Here is a 19,767-nt window from a genome sequence, read left to right as displayed (position 1 = left end):
ATGTCCTCAGCAAGCCCCGGCGCCGCAACCGGGAAACGCCGGGTGGTTCTCACCGGCTTCGGAGTGATCTCCAGTATTGGCATCGGGGCCGAGGAATTCACCGAAAGTCTGCGGGCGGGCCGTAGCGGTGTCAGTCCGATCTCGGTGTTCGACGTCGAGGGCTTCGCCCATGTCAACGGCTGCGAGGTCACCGGATTCGATCCCGAGCAGTGGATTTCCCGTACTCCGGTACGGGAGTTGGGGCGCGCCAGCCGCTTCGCCGTCGCGGCGGCGCGGATGGCGGTGCAGGACGCTGATCTGGACCTCGCGGAACTCGCCGGCCGACGGGGGCTCATCTCCGTCGGCACCACGGACGGCGAGTCCTACGAGCTGGATCAGCTGGTGGCCGCCGAACTCGCCGGAGGACCTCACGGCATGGACGCAGAGGTCGTCCGGCGGGTCTCGGCGGCCCGGCTCTCCACAGCCATCGCGCAGGAACTGGAGCTCACCGACGTCGAGGCGCCCACCATCGCCACGGCCTGTTCCGCGGGCAACTACGCCATCGGGTACGGCTTCGACGCGGTCAGCTCGGGCGAGGTGGAATTCGCCCTGTGCGGAGGCGCCGACGCGATGTGCCGCAAGACGTTCACCGGCTTCTACCGGCTCGGGACCATCGCGCCCGACTACTGCCAGCCCTTCGACGCCGACCGCAAGGGCATCCTCACCGGCGAGGGAGCCGGGATCCTGGTCCTGGAGAGCCTGGATTCCGCCCTGGCCCGCGGCGCCACGATCTACGCCGAAGTGCTCGGCTACGGGCTCAACTGCGACGCGTACCACCAGGTCGCGCCCAACGGGGAGAGCGTCGCGCAGTGCATGAGCATCGCCCTGGCGAACGCCGGGGTGAAGCCCGACGAGGTCGACCTGATCTCGGCCCACGGCACCGGCACCAAGGCGAACGACATCACCGAGGCCGGCGCCATCCGCAGCGTCTTCGGCGACGCGACCCCCCGCACCATCTCCCTGAAGTCGATGCTCGGCCACACCATGGGCGCGGCCAGCGCGCTCGGCGCGATCGCCTGCGGCCTCGCCATCACGCACGGCTTCATCCCGCCGACGATCAACCACCACCGGACCGACCCGGAGTGCGACATCGACTGCGTGCCCAACCACGCCGTCGACGCCGACCTGCGGATCGTCCAGAACAACGGGCTCGCGTTCGGCGGCAACAACGCCATCGTGATCCTGGGCAAGTACGACGCGGACGGCGGCCGTCCATGACCTACCCGATCATCGGCGCCGGCGCGGTCAGCAGCATCGGCGGCGACCCGGACGCGATCTTCGCGAGCCTCTGCGAGGGCCGCAGCGGACTCGCCCCCCTCCGCGCCTTCGACCGGTCCCGATTCAACGCCCAGCAGCTCTTCGAGATCGACGACCGGGAGACCGACGGCGTCGACGAACCGGGCCGGGCCACCCGCTTCCTCGTCGAGGCGGTCCGCCAGGCCGTCGAGGACGCGGGGCTGCCCGAAGACCTCGCGGGCATCCCCGTACTCGTCGGCACGGGCCTGCGCGAACTGCGCTCCCTGGAGCTGTGGTGGCGCGACGGCGTCCCGTTCGAGGCCGACGGGCTGCACTTCGAGGACGCGCTGCGCAGCCGCTTCGGCGCCGTCGACACCCACACGTTCGCGGGCGCCTGCTCCGCCTCCCTCTACGCCCTGGCGCTCGCCTGGGACCTGCTGGAGGCGGGGGAGGCGGAGGCGGTCGTGGTGGCCGGCTGCGACGTGGTCACCGAGAGCATGTTCGGCCAGGCCGACCGGGTCCAGTTCGATCCGCCGCCCTCGGTACGCCCCTTCGACAAGGACCGCCAGGGCACCATCCTCGGCGAGGGCGCGGCGGCCGTCGTCCTGAGCCGCTCCGCCGGGAGCCGCCCGGCGCGCGGCCTGCTGCGCTCGGTCGCCGTCAACTGCGACGCCCACCACCAGACCGCGCCGGACGCGGCGGGCGTCGAGGCCGCCGTACGGCAGGCCCACGACAGGGCCGGTGTGACCCCGCCCGAGATCGACCTGGTGGTGATGCACGGCACCGGCACCCCGCTCAACGACCGTACGGAGGCCACCGTGACCGCGGAGGTCTTCGACGCACCCGGACCGGCCCTCACCGGCATCAAGTCCCTGACCGGGCACACCTCGGGGTCGGCCGGGCTGCTCAGCCTGGTCGTGGCGCTGAGCTGCCTGGACAGCGGGACCGTGCCGCACGTCGCCGGCCTGGCCGACCCGCTGCCCGAGGGCGCGGGGCTGCGGCTGGTGGCCGGCGAACCCCTGGTCTCGCCGGTGCGGCTGGCCCAGGTCAACAGCTTCGGCTTCGGCGGGGTCAACGCCGTCGCCGTCGTGGGAGGCGTCGCATGAAGATCGCCGTCACCGGGGTCGCCGTCGCCCTGCCCGGCGCGTCCGGCCCGGACGCCCTGCTGCTCCCCGCCCGCCCCGGCGCCGAACCGGTCGACCCCGCCGCCGTGATCGGCCGGAAGGGGCTGCGGTTCAAGGACCGGGCCACCCAACTGGGCCTGCACCTGGCCCATGCGGCGCTCACCGACGCCGGACTGCTCGTGGCCGGCGGACCGGCCGCCGCCGGGGACCGGCTGGCCACCGTGGTCAGCTCCAACCTCGGCAACACCGACACCGTGTGCCGGGCGGTGGAGACCATAGCCAAGGAGTCCACCGGCGGCCTCAGCCCGATGGACACCCCGAACGCCTCCAGCAACATCATCGCCTCGGAGACCGCGATCCGGTTCGGCCTCCGCGGCCCCAACCTGACCGTGTGCAACGGGCGGGGCTCGGGGCTGGACGCGATGCGCTGGGCCGCCCTGATGCTGCGCGCCGGACGCGCCGACCACGTCCTGGTGACCGGAGTCGAACCGGACAACGAGGTGACCCGCAGGCTCGTCGACGGGCCGGTCGCCGACGGCGGCGCCGCCGTGGTCCTCAGCCGCGACACGACGCGGGCCAAGGCGCTGCTGGGCCCGGTGTTGCGTACGGCGCAACCGGCGGAGACCGCCGCCCTGCTGGCCCGCCGGGCGCCCGGCGGCGACCTCTGGCTCTGCGCCGACGACGACCTGGCGCCCTCCTCCGCACGACGGATCGGGCTCACCGGCTGGGGAGAGCTCTCGGGCGCCCTCGGCGTGGTGCAGTGCGCCGCCGCCGCGGGCTGGTTCGCCGAGGGGCACGACGGTCCGGCGTACGCCGTGGCCGGCGCGGCCGGGGCCGTCCTGCTGCCCCCGGAGCGCACCCCATGAAGAACGTCGTACTGCTCCACGGGCTCGCCAACAACGAGGCCATCTGGTCGGGCCTGAAGGGGCACTGGCCGGCGGACCTGGCGGTCCACGCCCCCCGGCTGCCCTGGCACAGCGGCGGCATCGCCGACTGGCGGCACGAGACCGACTCGGCGGCCCGGCTCGGGGACGTCCTGGACGCCGTGCCCGGCGGCCCGGACGTGGTGGTGGCGCACTCGTTCAGCTCGGTGGTCCTGCTCGACCTGCTCGGCCGCCGGGCGGCGGCCGGCGACCCGCTGAACCCGCCGGCCGTGGTCCTCGTCAACCCGTTCTACCGGAGCGACGCGGACGACTTCCACTGGGACATGATCGCCCCGACCCTGGCCGACTTCCCGCGCACCATGGCCGAGTCGATCAGGCTGCGGACGCCCGACCGCACCGTCGACGCGGACCTGCTCGCGGACATGGCCCGGCGGATGACCGAGTGGATCGGCCCCTACGGCTGGCTCCGGTTCTTCGACGCCTATCTGCGCACACCGCTGTTCCGCGTGGACCTGATCGAGACCCCGGCCCTGGTCATCGGCGGCGGGGACGACCGGTCCGCGCCCCCCGAGCAGGCGCGGACGCTGGCCGCCCGGCTGCCGGCCGGCCGCTCGCTGACCGTCCCCGGCTGCGGTCACTTCCCGATGCTCGAACGGCCCGCCTGGTTCACGAGCACCGTGCACGCCTTCCTCGACCGGACCCCGGAACACCCGTTGGCCGTCACCTGATCCCGGCCCGCGTTCATCCCACCCCGATCCGCCCCGACCCGAAGGAGTCCGTGATGGGCCCGACGCCCCATCCCGCTGTCACGGCGCTGCTGGAGACCCCGACGACGGGGCGCCTGCGCCCCCTCTTCGAGGGAAACAACATCAGCTTCGCCATCGGCTTCAAGCACATCAACTACGTTGCCGAGGCAGCGGTTCTCCACCACTTCAGAGAGGCGGGGCTGCCCGTAGGGGAGCTGTACCGGCGGTTCGGCCTCGGGTTCGACGTGGTCGACATCCACTCCCGCCTCGGCGCCCTGCTCGCCGTCGACGACGAGGTCGAGGCCGTGGTCACCCCGGTGACCAAGGACGGTGCCGACCGGCTCCGCTTCAAGGTCGAGCAGTTCGTCGAGCGCGACGGCAAGCGGGTCAAGTGCGCGGGCTCGACGATCCTGGTCGCCCTGCGGATCGACGACCACATCACCGCCGAGGAGCCCTGGCCGGCCGGCCTGGAGCGGTTCACCACCGCCCGCCTGGGCGACGGCGAGCGCCTGGAGATCGCGGCGGCCCCGCGACCGTACGGCGAGTTCACCGCGGGCCGCGGCACCAGCACCGACCCGGTGCTGAGCGAAGTCATCGGGGAGACCAACGCGTTCGGCTGGCGCTGGCGCATGGGCTACTTCTACTGCCACTTCAACGAGCGCGTCCAGATGTCCGGATTCCTGCGGGTGATGGAGGAGGTCGAGGACCTCTTCCTCGCCGACCGCGGCCTGGCCATCAAGGAGGTCCTCGACACCCGGGGCTGGATCCCCGTCGTGACCCAGTCGCGCATCGAGCTGCTCGACGAGACGGTGATGGAGGAGGAGCTCTACACCGTCTACACGGTCGAGAACGTCTTCAAGACCCTGCTCTACACCTGCCGCATGGACTGCTACGTGCTGCGCGACGGCCACCTGGTGAAGACCGCCACCGGCTCCATCACCCACGGCTACCTCCACGAGACGGCCCCCAACCAGTGGGAGATGGCCGAGTTCGACCAGTCCACGGTCGAGGCCCTCACCACCCCCCGCAAGGCGGCGTCATGAGCACCCCGGTGACCGACCGTCCGGTGATCACCGGCTGGTCCGCGGTCTCCCCGTTCGGCCTCGGGGCCGAGGCCTTCGCCGAGGGACTGCGCGAACAGCGCTCCACGGTGGCCCCGGTGGACACCGCCCGCTGGAAGGTGCCCACCTCCCGGGCCCACCTGGTACCCGGCTTCGAGACCCGGGAGGTGCTGGGCAAGAAGGGCACCCGCTCCATGGACCGGGTCACCGGACTGGCCGTCGCCGCCGTCGGCTCCCTCCTGGACCAGCCCGGTTCGGTGAAGGAGTCGGAGACCGGGGAACGCGCCGCCCTCGTACTGGCCACCACCACCGGCAGCGCGGCCAGCATGATGGACTTCACCCGCAGCTCGCTCGTGGGCGACCGGCCCTACGACGTGGACCCGGCGGTCATGCCCAACGCCGTGATGAACTGCGCGGCCGGGCAGTGCGCCATCTGGTACGGCATCAAGGGCCCCAACACCACGCTCGCGGGCGGCCGTGCGGCCGGACTGCTGGCGCTCAACTACGCCACCCGGCTGCTGGCCTCGGGCCGCGCGGACGCGGTGCTCTGCGCCGCCGCCGAGGAGTACTCGGCCGCCCGGTACTGGCTGGAGAGGCACAGCCGGGGACCCGAGGCGCCCAACGTCGCGCTCGGCGAGGGCGCGGCCGTCCTCCTGGTCCAGCCGGCCTCCACCGTCACCCCCGACCGCCCCGCCCTCGCCGAGGTGCTCGCCGTGCGCACCCGGGTGGCCATCGGCCATCAGGTGCGCCCGGCCCTGGAGGCCTGCGTGCGCTCCGCCCTGGAGGCCGCCGGGGTGGCGGCCTCCGAGGTGTGGGCCGCGAGCCCGTCGGACGCGCCGGGGCTCCTCGGCCACGTGGAGCGTGAGGTCCTCGGCGAGATCTGCGGGGACGCGGCGGTGCGGCGGATTCCGGCTGTCGGCCGGCTCGGCGACGTCTCCGCCGCCTCCGGCTCGTTCCAGATCGCCACCGTCCTCGCCGCCGCGCCCCGTACGGGCGGCAGCATCGCCCTGGTGACGTCCGCCGACCGCGACGGCTCCCTCGCCTGCGCCGTGCTGAAGCTCCGGGACGCACGATGACCGCCGCCCCGCGGACCCGGGTGAGCCCGGTCGCCGCCGAGGTGCGGGTGGAGTCCCGGACCGAGGACGGTCTGACCGCCGTCGCGCGGGCCGAGGTTGCAGAGAGCGAACCGGTCTTCGCCGGCCACTACCCCGACTTCCCGATCTTCCCCGGAGTCTGCGTGCTGGAGTGCGTGCAGCGGGCGGCGACCGACGGGGAAGCCGCCCCGGCCCCCTCCGACCTCGCCGCCGTCGAGTCGGCACGGTTCGCCGGGGCCGTCTACCCGGGAGACACCCTCCACCTGACCCTCACGTGGCGCCCCACGGAGGCCGGCCTGCGCTGCGACGCCGTGGCCGTCACCCAGCGGGGCAAGGCCGCCACCGTACGGCTGCGCTACACGACCGCCCGAGGTGAGCGATGACCGCGCCCGCACCCGCCCTGCCCCGGGTCACCGACCTGCTGCCGCACCGCTACCCGATGCTGCTCGTGGACCGGGTGACCGAACTCGTGCCCGGCGAGCGGATCCGTACCGTCAAGGCGATCACGCTCAACGAGCCCTGTTACGCCGGGATACCGGCCGACGCCCCGTTCGACTACCCGCCGTCCCTGCTCATCGAGTCCTGGGGCCAGTCGGCCGGACTCCTCGCCTCGGCGGTCGCCGAAGCGCCGCAGGGCCAGGTGATGCTGTTCGGCTCCGTCGCGGACGCCGCGTTCCACCTGCCCGTCCTCCCGGGCGACGTGATCGAGCACCGGGTGAGCATCACCCGGTCCCTCACCGACTCGGTGATCTTCGAGGGCAGCAGCCACCGGGGGGACGACACCGTGATGACCGTGACGCGGATGGTGATGGCCTTCCGCGCCGCGGAACTGCTTCGCCCCGCCGACCCCGCCGCAACGCGGCCCACCACCCCGTCGTCCCCAGGAAAGGCCGTCCGATGACCGACACCAGGCCCGTGGCCCTGATCAGCGGGGGTTCCCGCGGAATCGGCCGTGCCGCCGTGCTGAAGCTCGCGGAGGACGGCTACGACATCAGTTTCTGCTACCGCTCGCAGTCGGAGACGGCGGAGATCCTGGCGAAGGAGGCCGAGGCGCTGGGCGCCCGGGTGCTCCACCGCAGGGTCGACGTCAGCGACGCCGCCGCCGTACGCGACTGGGTCGCCGCGACCGAGAAGGACCTCGGCCCCATCGAGGCCGCCGTCCCCTCGGCCGGCATCACCCGCGACAAGGCGCTGGTGATGATGTCCGACGACGAGTGGACCTCCGTCCTCTCCACCAACCTCGACGGCGTCTTCCACGTCTGCCGTGCGGTCGCCTTCGGGATGATGAAGCGCCGGCGCGGGAGCATCGTCACCATCTCGTCGGTGGCGGGCGTCTACGGCAACGCCAACCAGACGAACTACGCCGCGTCCAAGGCCGGGATCATCGGCCTGTCGAGGTCCCTGGCCAAGGAGGCCGGCCGCTACGGCATCCGCGTCAACGCGGTGGCGCCCGGCTTCGTCGACACCGACATGGTCGCCGCCGTCTCCGAGAAGTTCCGCGACGAGGCCCTCGCGGGCGTCGCGCTCGGCCGGATGGGCACCGCCGGTGAAGTCGCCGAACTGGTCGCCTTCCTGGCCTCCGACCGCGCCAGCTACATCACGGGATCCGTGTTCCAGATAGACGGGGGGATCGCCCTGTGAGCAGCGCCGCCCGCCGGAAGAAGAACCCCCGATGGTACTTCTCGCTGCGCAGCCCGTACTCGTGGTTCGCCTACCGCGACCTCAGCGAGAAGCACCCGGACGTGCTCGACCGGATCGAGTGGATTCCCTACTGGGAACCGGACGAGGAGTCCACCCACCTGCTCTCCGAGGCCGGGGTCACCCTGCCGGTGATGCCCATGCACCGCTCCAAGAACTTCTACATCCTGCGTGACGCGCGCCGCTGGGCGCACGCCCGTGGCTGGCAGGTGACCTGGCCGGTGGACCGCGCCCCGCACTGGGAGGTGTCGCACCTCGCCTACCTCGCGGCCGAGGAGCGCGGCCTGGGCCGTCAGTTCGTCGACCTCGCCTACCGGGCGCGCTGGAACCAGGGCCTGGACCTCGCCGAGCGCTCGACCATCGCCGGCATCGCGGGCGAGCTGGGCCTCGACCCGTCGGTCGCCGACGCGGTCGACGACCCCGACCTGCGGATCAGGGGCGTGGAGTGCCTGATCGCCGCCTACCACGACGACGCCTTCGGGGTGCCGTTCTTCATGCACGGCCGTGAGGCGTTCTGGGGCGCCGAGCGGGTCGGGGCGTTCGTGTCCGCCGTGCGCGGCGAGGAGTGGGACGGCCGCAGCGACGCGCCGTTCGACGCGCCCCCGTTCACCGCGGTGGTCCCGGACCAGGGCGGCCCGTCCGACAGGAGAGAGCCATGACCGTGACCGGAACACCCCAGCGGACCGTCCCGCGCTGGGTGCCACCTCCGCCGCCCGGTCAGCCGGCGCGGACCGCGCACGAGGATCTGATCCGCCCGGTCCCGCTCCGGCTCGCCGCCCGGGTCCGGCTGCTCGCCCGCCGCTCGGGCGTCGGCTGGGAGGCCCTCCTGCTCGCCGCCCACACCGCCGTCCTCACCGCTCTCGGCGGCGAGTCCTCGGTGGTGAGCGGCTACCGTGCGCCCGGACGGGCCGACGCGCTCCGCCCGGTGGGCCTCTCGCTCCGGGGCGAGACCTGGCGCGAGCTGTTCGCCGCCGCCGGACAGGCCGCCGCCACCCCCGTCGAGGCGGCGTTCGAGGCCGTACTGGACCTGGGGCGGACGGAGGGGGAGCAGGCGGAGCCGCTCACGGACACCGTGCTCACGGCCGCGCTGCGCCGTGGCCCCGAGGGTCTCGCGCTGCTGATCCGCCACCGTACCGACGTGCTGGACGCCGAAGCGGCCGGCCGGATCGCCGGGTACTACCTCGCGGCCGTCGGCCGGCTCGTGGCGGAGCCGGACGCGCGGGCCCGTGGCAAGAGCCTGCTGTCCGCTGCCGAACTCCACCATCAGATAGTCGAACTCGCGGGTCCGGCGAGGGAGTTGCCCGACAAGCGGTTCCATGAACTGTTCGAGGACCAGGTCGCGCTGCGGCCCCTGGACCTCGCGGCCGTGCACGGCGAGGACACCTGGACGTACGAGGAGCTCAACACCCGGGCCAACCGGATCGCCCACGCGCTCCTGGCCCGGGACCTGGGGGACGAGGCCGTCGTGGCCGTCGTCACCGAGCGCAACCTGGACTGGCTCGCCTCGGTCATCGGCGTCTTCAAGGCCGGCGCCGCCTATCTGCCGATCGAGCCGCACGCCCCCGTCGACCGGATGTCCCGCACCCTGGTCCGCAGCGGCTGCCGGCTGGTCCTGACCGAGGACGGCGGCCCGGACCACGCGCGGCGGGCCGCGCCGTCCGGCGTCGAACTCCTCGACGTCGGCGCCGCCCTCGCCGAGGACCGCCCCATCCACGACCCGGGCGTGCGCGTCGGTCCCGGCCGGCTCGCCTACCTGTACTTCACCTCGGGCTCCACCGGCGAGCCCAAGGGAGCGATGTGCGAGCACGCCGGGTTCCTCAACCATCTGTACGCCAAGATCGACGACCAGGGGATCGGCGCGGGCCACGTGGTCGCCCAGACCGCACCGCAGTCCTTCGACATCTCCCTGTGGCAGCTGGTCGCCGCCCTGGTCGTGGGCGGACGCACCCTGATCGTCGAACAGGAGGCCGTCCTCGACGTCGACCGCTACCTCGACACGATCGAGCGGGGCGGGGTCTCCGTGCTCCAGGCCGTCCCCTCCTATCTGGAGGTGGTGCTCAGCCGGCTGGAGGAACGCCCCCGGGCGCTGCCTTCCCTGCGCTGCGTCTCGGTCACCGGTGAGGCGCTGAAGAAGGAACTCGCCGTCCGGTGGTTCGCGCGCTTCCCGCACATCTCCCTGATGAACGCCTACGGACTCACGGAGACGTCGGACGACACCAACCACGAGGTCATGACCTCCGTGCCGGTATGGGACTCGGTCCCGCTCGGGCACGCGGTCGGCAACGTTTCCGTGTACGTCGTCGACGAGGACCTGCGGCCGGTACCGCTCGGCGCGCCGGGCGAGATCGTCTTCTCCGGCGTCTGCGTGGGACGGGGGTACGTCAACGACCCCGAGCGCAGCGCGGAGGCCTTCGGCGAGGATCCGCACCGGCCCGGTCAGCGGCTCTACCGATCGGGCGACTTCGGCCGCCGGCTGCCGGGCGGCTCCGTGGAGTTCCTCGGCCGGCGCGACGCGCAGATCAAGATCCGTGGCTTCCGCATCGAGATCGGGGAGATCGAGAACCAGCTGCTGCGGCTGCCCGGAGTCCGCGACGGTGCGGTCGTCGTCGTCGACTCGCCCGACCGGGGCCGCCATCTGGTCGGCTTCCAGGTCGGCTCGGCCGAGCCGTCCGACGCCCTGCGCGAGCGGCTGGAACAGGCGCTGCCCGCGTACATGGTGCCGGACCGGTTCGAGCCCCTCGACGCGCTGCCGCTCACCCCGAACGGCAAGACGGACAAGCGCGCCCTGCGCACCCTCGCCGCCGAACTCGCCCTGGTCGCCGAGCAGGAGCACGCCGACGCGTACGAGGCGCCCCGCCCCGGCACCGAACTGCGGCTCGCCGAGGCATGGGCCGCCGTGCTGAAACTGCCCGTGGAACGGATCGGCCGCACCGCCGACTTCTTCCTGCTGGGCGGCACGTCCCTCTCCGCCGTACGGCTCGTCGTCCGGATGGAGCGGGCCTTCACCCTGCGCGACGTGGTGCGGCGCCCGAGGCTCGACGCCCTCGCCGCGTTCCTCGACGATCCGGAGGCCCGCACCGAGGACGCGCCCGCGGACGGCGGCCGGGAGACTCCCGCCACGAACGGCGCGTCCGCCGGATCCGCCGCCCTGCCCCGTACCTCCCTGGAAGCGGCACCGTTCGACGTGGTCAGGACCGAGGGCCGGCCCGCCGTGCTCACCCTGGACGGCCCGGCCCCCGAGGACCCGGCGGCCTGGGCGGCGGAGAACGCCGGCCGGGTACGGGCCACGGTGGCGGAGCACGGTGCGCTGCTGGTGCGGGGCCTCGGCCTGCGGGACGCGGACACCGTCGGCCGGGTCGGCCGCGGACTCCTGCACCAGGTGATGACCGAACGCGAGGGCTTCGCGCCGAGGCAACGGCTCGCGGACGGCGTGTACACCTCCTCCGAGTGGCCCGTCGACCAGCCCATGTGCATGCACCACGAGCTGAGTTACGCCCGTGAGGTGCCCGGCACCCTGCTCTTCGCCTGCCTCACCGCACCCGAATCGGGCGGCGCCACCGGTGTCTCCGACTCCGCCGACGTCCTGGAGGCGCTCCCCGCCGAGCTGGTGGCGCGCTTCGAGGCCGAGGGCTGGCTCGTCGACCGCAACTACACCGACACGGTGGGCGTCGGCCTGGAGGACGCCTTCGGCACGACCGACCGCGCGGCCATCGAGGCCTACTGCGCGGAGCGGGGCATCGAGTGCCGCCCGCAGTCCAACGGGGACCTGCTCACCCGGCAGTACGCCGCCGCCGTGCTCACCCACCCGGTGACCGGCCGGCGCGGCTGGTTCAACCAGATCGCCTTCCTCAACGAGTGGACCCTCGACCCGATCGTCCGCGAGTACCTCATGTTCGAGTTCGGCGACGCCGGACTGCCCTTCAACAGCCGTTACGGCAAAGGCGCGGGCCTCGACGAGGAGACCGTGCTCACGATCAACGCGGTGTACGAGAAGCACACGCTCCGCGAGCCGTGGCGGGCGGGCGACCTCCTCGTCGTGGACAACCTGCGGATGGCGCACAGCAGGGAGCCCTACGAGGGGGACCGGCGGATCGCGGTCGTCATCGGCGACCCGGCCACCGTGCCGGCCCACCACTGACCAGCCTCTTCCCACCGCACCCACCGCCCATGGATGGAGTCCCATGTCCCAGCAGCCGCTCGTGCCGCCCTTCGCCGTCATCACCGGCGCGCAGGTGGCACAGGTTCTCACCGGCAGCGAGAAGCAGGTCGTGAACCTGGTCGAGGACGTCTACCGGCTGCACGGCCGGGGCGACTCGGTCAACCCGCCCTCGTACTTCCTGCGGTTCCCGGACCGCCCCAGCTCCCGGATCATCGCCCTGCCCGCCTCGGTGGGCGGAGACCGTCCCACCGACGGCCTGAAGTGGATCTCCAGCTTCCCGGAGAACGTGGCCGCGGGCATCCCGCGGGCCTCCGCCGTCCTCATCCTCAACGACCACACGACGGGCTACCCGTTCGCCTGCCTGGAGAGCTCCATCATCAGCGCCTCCAGGACCGCCGCCTCGGCGGCCCTCGCCGCCGACCGGCTCAGCGGGGCCGAACGCCCGCGCCGGATCGGCTTCATCGGCACCGGCCTCATCGCCCGCTACGTCCACCACTACCTGGAGGCCACCGGCTGGACCTTCGACGAGCTCGGCGTCCACGACCTGTCCGCTGCGCACGGCGAGGCGTTCGCGGACTACCTCGGCGGGCGCGGGGACGCCCCCGTCGTGGTGCACGGGACGGCCGAGGAACTGATCCGGGAGAGCGACCTGGTGGTCTTCGCCACCGTCGCCGGCAGCCCGCACGTGCACGACCCCTCCTGGTTCGCCCACAACCCGCTGGTCCTCAACGTGTCGCTGCGGGACCTGGCGCCGGAGATCCTGCTCGCGTCCGCCAACATCGTCGACGACGTCGAGCACTGCCTGAAGGCGGACACCTCCCCCCACCTGACCGAACAGCTCACCGGGAACCGCGACTTCATCGACGGCACCCTGTGCGACGTGATCGAGGGCCGGGTCGAGCTGCCCGGCGACCGCCCCGTCGTGTTCTCGCCGTTCGGTCTCGGCGTGCTCGACATCGCCCTCGGCCGTTACGTCCACGACCAGTTGCGCGACGCGGGCGGACTCGCCGTCGTCGACGGCTTCTTCCACGAGCTCGACCGCTACGGCCGCTCCCGCGCCTAGGCGGCGCCCGACTGACTGAAAAACGGTGATGAAGTGACGGTCATATCCGCTCCCTACGAGATCAACGTCGACGACGTCTTCGTGGATCTGCTGCCCGTCTTCGACGTCCCCCTCTTCCTCAAGTACGAGGGGATCAATCTCGCGGGCTCGGTCAAGCTGAAGGCCGCCCTGGAAATGGTGCTGGCCGCCGAACGCGACGGCACGCTCACCCCGGGCGACGTGCTCGTGGAGTCCTCGTCCGGCAATCTCGGTGTGGCGCTCAGCATGATCGCGGCCCACCGGGGATACGGCTTCGTCTGCGTCACCGACAGCCGCTGCAATCCGGCCAGCCGCCGCCTGATGGAGTCGTTCGGCGCCCGGGTGCTGGTCATCTCGCGCCCCGACAAGCACCGGGGCCTGCTGGGCGCCCGCATCGACTACGTACAGCGGCTCGTCGACTACGACCCCAACTACGTGTGGCTCAACCAGTACGTGAACCCGCACAACTGGCTGGCGCACTACCGGTCGACCGGCCCCGCCGTCGCCGCCCAGTTCCCGGAGGTGGACGTGCTCTTCGTCGGCGCCGGAACCACCGGGACCCTCATGGGCTGCGCCCGCTACTTCCGGGAGACGCGGCCGCAGACGAGGATCGTGGCCGTCGACAGCGTCGGCTCCGTGACCTTCGGCGGCCCCGCCCTGACCCGGCACATACCCGGCCTCGGGGCGGGCGTACGGCCCCAGTTGCTCGACGACGGGCTCGTCGACGACGTCGTGATGGTGCCCGAGCGGGACAGCCTGGAGAGCTGCCAGACCCTCGCCCAGCGGGGCTTCCTGTTCGGCGGCTCCACCGGGACGGTCGTGAGCGGCGCGCTGCGCTGGCTGGCCGGCCGGCCCGAGGGGGAGCGGCTCACCGCGGTGGCCCTCTCCCCGGACCAGGGCGACCGCTATCTCGACTCGGTGTACGACCCCGCGTGGGTGGAGGAGCGCTTCGGCGCACCGCACACCTGGGACGCCGTTCCGGCGGCCCCGGCCGACCTGCCTCCTCTGGTGACGAGCGCCGGCTGAGCCCGCACAGGTCTGTCCGGGACACCTCATCGCTCTCTTCGAGACAAGGAATAGCGTCGTGCACAAGCCAATCGTTCTGATCGCCGAGGAGCTCTCTCCCGCCACCGTCGACACCCTGGGGTCCGATTTCGAGATCCTGAGCTGTTCCGGCGCCGACCGGGGCGCCCTCCTCGACGCACTCCCGGGGGCCGACGCCGTACTCATCCGCAGCGCCACCCGCATGGACGCGGAGGCCATCGCGGCCGGCCGGAGGCTCAAGGTGATCGGCCGGGCCGGGGTCGGCCTGGACAACGTCGACGTGGCCGCCGCGTCCCGGGCGGGCGTCATGGTGGTCAACGCGCCCACCTCCAACATCGTCAGCGCGGCCGAGCACACGGTGGGCCTGCTGCTGGCGGTGGCCAGGAACATCCCGCAGGCCCACGGGGCGCTCAAGGAAGGCCGCTGGGAGCGAGGCCGGTTCACCGGTGTCGAGCTGGCCGACAAGACGCTCGGGATCATCGGGCTCGGCAGGATCGGCTCGCTGGTCGCCCGCCGCATGGCGGCGTTCGGGATGCGGGTGCTCGCGTACGACCCGTATGTGCAGGCCGGGTACGCCGAGCGCGCGGGGGTGTCCGGCGTCGGGCTCGACACCCTCCTCGACGAGGCGGACTTCCTCACCGTCCACCTTCCGAGGACCCCGGAGACGGTGGGCCTGATCGGCTTCGACGCGCTGCACCGGGTCAAGCCGGACGTACGGATCGTCAACGCCTCCCGGGGCGGGATCGTCGACGAGGCGGAGCTGTACGCGGCGCTGAAGGAGGGGCGCGTCGCGGGCGCGGCCGTCGACGTGTTCGCGACCGAACCCTGCACCACCTCCCCGTTGTACGAGCTGGACAACGTGGTCGTCACCCCGCATCTGGGCGCGAGCACCCTGGAGGCGCAGGAGCGGGCGGGCGTCGCGGTCGCCCGGTCGGTGCGGGAGGCGCTGGCCGGCCGGTTCGTGCCGGAGGCGGTCAATGTGCGGATGGGCGAGGTCGACGCCGAACTCGCCCCGTGGCTGGCCGTGGTGGAGCGGCTCGGCCGGCTGTTCACGGCGACGGCCGGCGGACTGCCGTCGCAGTTGCGGGTGACGGTGTCCGGCGAGATCGCGTGCCACGACGCGGGGTCCCTGGAACTGGCGGTGCTCAAGGGGGCGTTGAGCCCGGTCGTCGACGGTGGTGTCAGCTATGTCAACGCCCCGCTGATCGCCCAGGAGCGCGGTCTGGGCACCGCGGTGCACTCCGACCCCGACAGCCCCGTCTACCGCAGTCTCGTGCGGGTCGACGGCACCCTGGCGTCCGGTGAGCCGGTGTCGGTGACCGGCGCCCTGAGCGGGCTCCGCTCCGGCGCGCGCCTCGTGGAGATCTGCGGCTACGCGACCGATGTGGCGCTCGACGGCGACCTGGCCTTCTTCCTCGCCCCCGACCGGCCCGGCGCGATCGGCGCGGTCAGCGAGGTCTTCACCCGGGCCGGGGTCCCCGTCGAATCCCTGTGGATCGGCCGGGGCGGCGGATCGGGAGAGGCGGCCCTGGTCGCCCTGGGGCTGGGCGGACCCGCGGATCAGGCGCTGCTCGACGACGGGGCCGCCGCGATCGACGCGGCCCGCGCCTGGGGCCTGGAGCGGACCGGATGAATGGCTACGACTGGCTGCTGGACCAGCTGGAACGCAGGCAGGCGCGGTTCCGGCTGATGGACCACGTCCCGGAGGGCCGCACGGATCTCGCCAGCGTCCTGCGCCGGCACTCCCTCGCCCAGGCGGCCAAATGCCTGGTCGTCCGGGTCGCCACGGGCCGCCGGTCCCGGCGGTACGTCCTGGCGGTCGTGCCGGGCGACCGCAAGGTCGACCTGGGCGTGCTCCGGGACATGTACGCGGGCAGGGAGGCGTCGTTCGCGACGCGCGACGTGGCCGAGCGGCTGGCGGGCAGCGTCAGCGGATCGGTGATGCCCTTCGCACGTCACCCCGAACTCGAACTGGTGGCAGACCCCGGACTATTGGTCCACGACGAGATCTTCTTCAACGCGGCACGCCTCGACCGGTCGGTGGCCCTGGCCACGGAGGACTACGTGGCGATGGCCCTGCCGCGGATACACCCCATCACCCAGCTCTCCGTCGACCGACTGCCCATCGCCCCGAGCCTCACAGCCCCAAGGATGACCGGATGAACGTCGGAGTCCACCGCACCGCACCGTCGGCGAACGTCGTCGCGGACGGATGGCTGCGTCGCTACCCCGCGACGGCGGGCGTCCGCCGCAGGCTGCTGGTCCTGCCGCACGCGGGCGGCTCGGCCGGTTTCTTCCACTCCTGGGGCACCGCGTTCGACAGCGGTACGGAACTGCTGGTCGCGCGCTACCCCGGACGCCACGACCGGCTGGGCGACCCCTGCGTCACGTCGATGGACGAGCTGGCCGACCGGGTGACCCAAGCGGTCCTCCCCTTCCACGACGTACCGCTGTCGCTCTTCGGTCACAGCATGGGAGCCTCGCTCGCCTACGAGGTGGCGCTGCGCCTGGGACGGCGGCACGGAAGGGTTCCGGCGGCTCTGCACGTGTCGAGCCGCAGGCCGCCGCACCGTCTGACCCCGCGGGCCCTGCACGAAGAGGGCGACGACGCGCTGATCGAGGAGGTGCGCCGGCTCGGCGGCACCGACGAGTCGGTCCTCGGCGACCCGGACCTCCGGGAGATCGTCCTGCCCGCCATCCGCGCCGACTTCACGATCGTCGGGACCTATGGACCGCGCCCCGCCGATCCGGTCGGCTGTCCCGTGTACGCGTACATCGGGGACGAGGACCCGGGCACCTCGGTGGAGGACATGTCGGCGTGGTCCGACGTCGCGTCCGGCGGCTTCCGTCTGGACGTCCTGCCCGGAGGCCATTTCTACCTGGTCGAGCAGCACGAGCCGCTGCTCCGGTCGGTCCTCGCCCGGCTGGTTCCGCCGACGGCGGCCCCCGCCCTTCCCTGACCGTGCTCCGGCCGGGATCCGCGGGAAGCGCCAGCCCCCGGTGCTCCTGTCCTTGGCGGGCGCGCACGGCTCCGGCCGGGCGTGAACGACCGCAGGGGACAAGGCCATCGGGGGATCGGGTCAGCATGGGCCAGGACCGCGCCTGACCGGCGCCGGTCATCCCGGGGCGGTCAGTCCGGCGCCTCGCCCGGGTACGCGCTCTCGAACGCCGCGTGGAACAGGGCCGTGACGTCCTGCCCGGTGAGGCCCTCGGCGCGGGCCCGGTCCAGCCATTCGGCCAGCGCGGAGCGCAGGGGTGAGCCGGGGCCGGACTGGGGCTGGGCGAGAGAGCGGGTGATGAACGTGCCCGCTCCCTGGCGCACCTCGGCGAGGCCCATGCGTTCCAGTTCGCGGTAGGCCTTCAGGGTCGTGTTCGGGTTGACCTTGGTGGTCGCGGCGACCTGGGCGGCGGTGGGCAGCCGGTCACCCTCCTCCAGCGCGCCCATGCGCAGCGCCTGCTCGACCTGCCGGACGATCTGGAGATAGGTCGCCACTCCACTGCGCCGGTCGATGCGGAACACGACCACGGTCTTCACCTTCCGCTCGACTGCGACATTTTACGTAAGGGGAGAGGGGGGTGTTCACAGCGGGCGGCGGGTGACCCGCCACAGGGTGAACGCCGTGAGCAGGGCCGTTCCGGCGAGCAGGATGCCCGCGGCGGTCCACTGCATCGACGCCATCTGGCTGTAGTCGAGGTATTCGATCACGTCGTTGACGATGCCGTGCTCCTTGATGCACGCGTTCTGCGCCTTCTCGGTCGCCTCGGCGCAGGTGCCCCAGCCGTACAGGGTCCCGTCGGCGCTGCCGACCCAGCGGTCCACCTCGTATGCCTCGGCATAGCGGGCCGGGAGTTCGGTGTCCATCGGGTACGTGAAGATCTGCGTGTCGCCGAGGCGTACGCGCACCTCGTCCCAGACGAACATGGTGGTGATCGCCGTGAAGAGGAACGTGACCACCATGGCCGGCAGAACCCGGCGGATCAGGGTGCCGATGGTGATGCCCGCGGCGGTGAAGAAGAGGAGGAACGCGGGCAGGACGGGGCCGGTGTTGTCGAAGATGACGCCGTCGATCCAGTCGCTGAGGAAGACCGAGCGGTACGGCTTCCACCACCAGGTGAACAGCGCCGAGAGCACCACGCCGGAGACCAGCGCGAGGGCGTAGGCCAGGCCCAGCTTGGCGATCAGCCACTGACGGCGGGTCGCCGACTGGGTGGTGACGACTTGCGCGGTGCCGTTCTCCTGGTCGCCCGCGATCAGCGGGGCGCCGATGAAGACGGCGAGGATCAGGGGGAGGCCGCCGAGGACGGAACTGACGTACCCGTAAACGCGGTTGCTCTCCATCGGCTGACCGGCGTCCTTCTCCGGCCACCCCTTCGCGTCGAGCAGCTGGACCAGCTCGTTGCGCCCGTACGCGATCAGGAGCGCGGCCACCAGCGTGAGACCGAGGACGCAGAGCAGTGCGACCCGGTGCTGGCGTACGACGAGCCACGGCATCCCGCGCAGCAGGCGGCGTCCGGAGCCGGGTTCGGCGGGCTTCTCGGTGAGGGTGGTACTCATGCGGCCTGGGTCCCTTCGGCCTCGACGCGGGCGCCCTGGGTGTAGAGCGAGGGCGCGTCCGGGGAGCGGAGATGGGCGAGGAGGACTTCCTCCAGGGAGGGCTCGGCGCTCTCCCAGTCGGCCGGGAGCGGAGCCTTCGGCCGGATCATCGCCTGGAACTGCCGCCCCTGGAGGCGGGTTTCGACGACGGTGTGGTCGGCCAGCTCGGGCGGCAGCGAGCCGTCCCGGGCCACCCCGGTGACCAGCGCGTGGGCCGGGACCAGCGCGTCGGCGTCACCGGCCATCCGGATCCGGCCCTCGGAGACGACCAGCAGGTAGTCGCACATGTCCTCCAGCTCGGTCAGCATGTGCGAGGACATCACCACCGTGGTGCCGCGCTCGACGGCCTCCGCCATGAGCAGGGTGCTCATCTCGTCGCGGGCCAGCGGGTCGAGGTCCGACATCGGCTCGTCCAGGAGCAGCAGGTCCGGCCGCTTGCCGAAGGCGAGCGCGAAGGCCACGCGGGTGCGCTGGCCGCCGGAGAGCGTGCCGACCCTCGCGTGCAGCGGGACGTTGCCCGAGCGGACGATCCGCGTCGCCGCGGCCGCGTCCCAGCCGGGGTTCAGCTCGGCGCCCATGCGCAGGGTGTCGGCCACGGTGAACCGCTTGAACACCGGCTTCTCCTGGCCGAGGAACGCGAACGTGGGCAGCACGGCGGGGTCGTCGACCGGTACGCCGAAGATCCGCAGTTCGCCGGTGGTCGGCTGTACCTGCCGGGTCGCCAGTCCGAGCAGGGTGCTCTTGCCCGCCCCGTTCGGGCCGACCAGACCGCAGATACGGCCGGCCGGGATCCGGAAGGAGCAGTCGCGCAGCGCCCAGCCGCGCCGGTAGCGCTTGCCCAGGCCGCGGGCTTCCAGCGCCCAGCTGCCGGATGTCGCGTTCGGAGTGCCCGTGTCCGCCACGCGCCTCACCTCAATTCCATTAGTCAATTAATGGAATCATGGAGTCGTGGGGGAATGACTGTCAAGCCGGTGAGGTCACCGGGGGAGGAGGGGGGAGGGGTGGTG

The 19,767-nt window shown here is 72.4% G+C and carries 19 protein-coding genes; 16 read left to right on the top strand and 3 right to left on the bottom strand.

Annotated elements, in window-relative coordinates:
• Genes HET64_RS00095 through HET64_RS00020 form a run of 16 tightly spaced genes read left to right on the top strand, consistent with a single transcriptional unit; the run spans position 1 to position 17,126 of the window.
• Positions 1–1,257, top strand: a complete 1,257-nt coding sequence (locus HET64_RS00095; protein WP_215100838.1) for a beta-ketoacyl synthase — start codon at positions 1–3, stop codon at positions 1,255–1,257.
• Entirely contained in the window at positions 1,254–2,381 is a 1,128-nt protein-coding gene (locus tag HET64_RS00090; RefSeq protein WP_215100836.1) for a beta-ketoacyl synthase, read from the top strand. The genes HET64_RS00095 and HET64_RS00090 overlap by 4 nt, the downstream gene beginning before the upstream one ends.
• Complete coding sequence (locus HET64_RS00085) at positions 2,378–3,265, top strand: beta-ketoacyl synthase N-terminal-like domain-containing protein (protein WP_215100833.1); 888 nt, start codon at positions 2,378–2,380, stop codon at positions 3,263–3,265. The genes HET64_RS00090 and HET64_RS00085 overlap by 4 nt, the downstream gene beginning before the upstream one ends.
• Positions 3,262–4,011 carry an alpha/beta fold hydrolase gene (locus HET64_RS00080; RefSeq protein WP_215100831.1) on the top strand — a complete coding sequence of 250 codons (750 nt, stop codon included), beginning with the start codon at positions 3,262–3,264 and terminating at the stop codon, positions 4,009–4,011. Before HET64_RS00085 ends, HET64_RS00080 begins: the two co-directional genes overlap by 4 nt.
• 53 nt (positions 4,012–4,064) lie before the next feature.
• Positions 4,065–5,072: a hypothetical protein gene (locus HET64_RS00075; RefSeq protein WP_215100829.1), complete on the top strand. Its 1,008-nt coding sequence runs from the start codon at positions 4,065–4,067 to the stop codon at positions 5,070–5,072.
• The gene (locus HET64_RS00070; RefSeq protein ID WP_215100827.1) at positions 5,069–6,166 is read left to right on the top strand and encodes a beta-ketoacyl synthase N-terminal-like domain-containing protein; all 1,098 of its coding nucleotides are present in this window, start codon (positions 5,069–5,071) and stop codon (positions 6,164–6,166) included. Before HET64_RS00075 ends, HET64_RS00070 begins: the two co-directional genes overlap by 4 nt.
• Entirely contained in the window at positions 6,163–6,567 is a 405-nt protein-coding gene (locus tag HET64_RS00065; RefSeq protein WP_215100825.1) for a 3-hydroxyacyl-ACP dehydratase FabZ family protein, read from the top strand. Before HET64_RS00070 ends, HET64_RS00065 begins: the two co-directional genes overlap by 4 nt.
• Positions 6,564–7,085, top strand: coding sequence for a 3-hydroxyacyl-ACP dehydratase FabZ family protein (locus tag HET64_RS00060; protein WP_215100823.1), 522 nt, complete (start codon positions 6,564–6,566; stop codon positions 7,083–7,085). The genes HET64_RS00065 and HET64_RS00060 overlap by 4 nt, the downstream gene beginning before the upstream one ends.
• A complete protein-coding gene (gene fabG, locus HET64_RS00055; RefSeq protein WP_215100821.1) occupies positions 7,082–7,825 on the top strand; it encodes a 3-oxoacyl-[acyl-carrier-protein] reductase in 744 nt (247 codons plus the stop codon). Before HET64_RS00060 ends, fabG begins: the two co-directional genes overlap by 4 nt.
• Positions 7,822–8,541 (top strand): 2-hydroxychromene-2-carboxylate isomerase, encoded by a 720-nt coding sequence (locus tag HET64_RS00050; RefSeq protein WP_215100819.1) that lies wholly within the window; start codon positions 7,822–7,824, stop codon positions 8,539–8,541. Before fabG ends, HET64_RS00050 begins: the two co-directional genes overlap by 4 nt.
• Positions 8,538–12,020 carry an amino acid adenylation domain-containing protein gene (locus HET64_RS00045; protein WP_215100817.1) on the top strand — a complete coding sequence of 1,161 codons (3,483 nt, stop codon included), beginning with the start codon at positions 8,538–8,540 and terminating at the stop codon, positions 12,018–12,020. Before HET64_RS00050 ends, HET64_RS00045 begins: the two co-directional genes overlap by 4 nt.
• A 43-nt stretch (positions 12,021–12,063) precedes the next feature.
• Positions 12,064–13,104, top strand: coding sequence for a 2,3-diaminopropionate biosynthesis protein SbnB (gene sbnB, locus HET64_RS00040; protein ID WP_215100815.1), 1,041 nt, complete (start codon positions 12,064–12,066; stop codon positions 13,102–13,104).
• Positions 13,105–13,137: 33 nt separating this feature from the next.
• A complete protein-coding gene (gene sbnA, locus HET64_RS00035) occupies positions 13,138–14,148 on the top strand; it encodes a 2,3-diaminopropionate biosynthesis protein SbnA (RefSeq protein WP_215100813.1) in 1,011 nt (336 codons plus the stop codon).
• 58 nt (positions 14,149–14,206) lie between these two features.
• Positions 14,207–15,799 carry a phosphoglycerate dehydrogenase gene (serA, locus tag HET64_RS00030; RefSeq protein ID WP_215100811.1) on the top strand — a complete coding sequence of 531 codons (1,593 nt, stop codon included), beginning with the start codon at positions 14,207–14,209 and terminating at the stop codon, positions 15,797–15,799.
• Positions 15,796–16,329, top strand: coding sequence for a YbaK/EbsC family protein (locus HET64_RS00025; RefSeq protein WP_215100809.1), 534 nt, complete (start codon positions 15,796–15,798; stop codon positions 16,327–16,329). Before serA ends, HET64_RS00025 begins: the two co-directional genes overlap by 4 nt.
• Positions 16,326–17,126 (top strand): thioesterase II family protein, encoded by an 801-nt coding sequence (locus HET64_RS00020; protein WP_215100807.1) that lies wholly within the window; start codon positions 16,326–16,328, stop codon positions 17,124–17,126. The genes HET64_RS00025 and HET64_RS00020 overlap by 4 nt, the downstream gene beginning before the upstream one ends.
• Before the next feature lie 170 nt (positions 17,127–17,296).
• On the opposite strand, the gene HET64_RS00015 is transcribed toward HET64_RS00020, so the two are convergent.
• From HET64_RS00015 to HET64_RS00005, 3 genes are read right to left on the bottom strand one after another with little or no spacing between them, the layout of a single operon-like run.
• Positions 17,297–17,701, bottom strand: coding sequence for a GntR family transcriptional regulator (locus HET64_RS00015; protein WP_018958817.1), 405 nt, complete (start codon positions 17,699–17,701; stop codon positions 17,297–17,299).
• Between the two features lie 45 nt (positions 17,702–17,746).
• On the bottom strand, positions 17,747–18,721 hold the full coding sequence (locus tag HET64_RS00010; RefSeq protein ID WP_215100804.1) for an ABC transporter permease: 975 nt from the start codon (positions 18,719–18,721) through the stop codon (positions 17,747–17,749).
• The gene (locus HET64_RS00005) at positions 18,718–19,662 is read right to left on the bottom strand and encodes an ABC transporter ATP-binding protein (protein WP_215100802.1); all 945 of its coding nucleotides are present in this window, start codon (positions 19,660–19,662) and stop codon (positions 18,718–18,720) included. The genes HET64_RS00010 and HET64_RS00005 overlap by 4 nt, the downstream gene beginning before the upstream one ends.
• Between the last annotated feature and the right edge of the window lie 105 nt (positions 19,663–19,767).

The organism is Streptomyces sp. McG3, assembly GCF_018619185.1.
In the GTDB taxonomy this organism is placed as follows: domain Bacteria; phylum Actinomycetota; class Actinomycetes; order Streptomycetales; family Streptomycetaceae; genus Streptomyces.
This window is presented reverse-complemented; position numbering and strand designations above follow the sequence as displayed.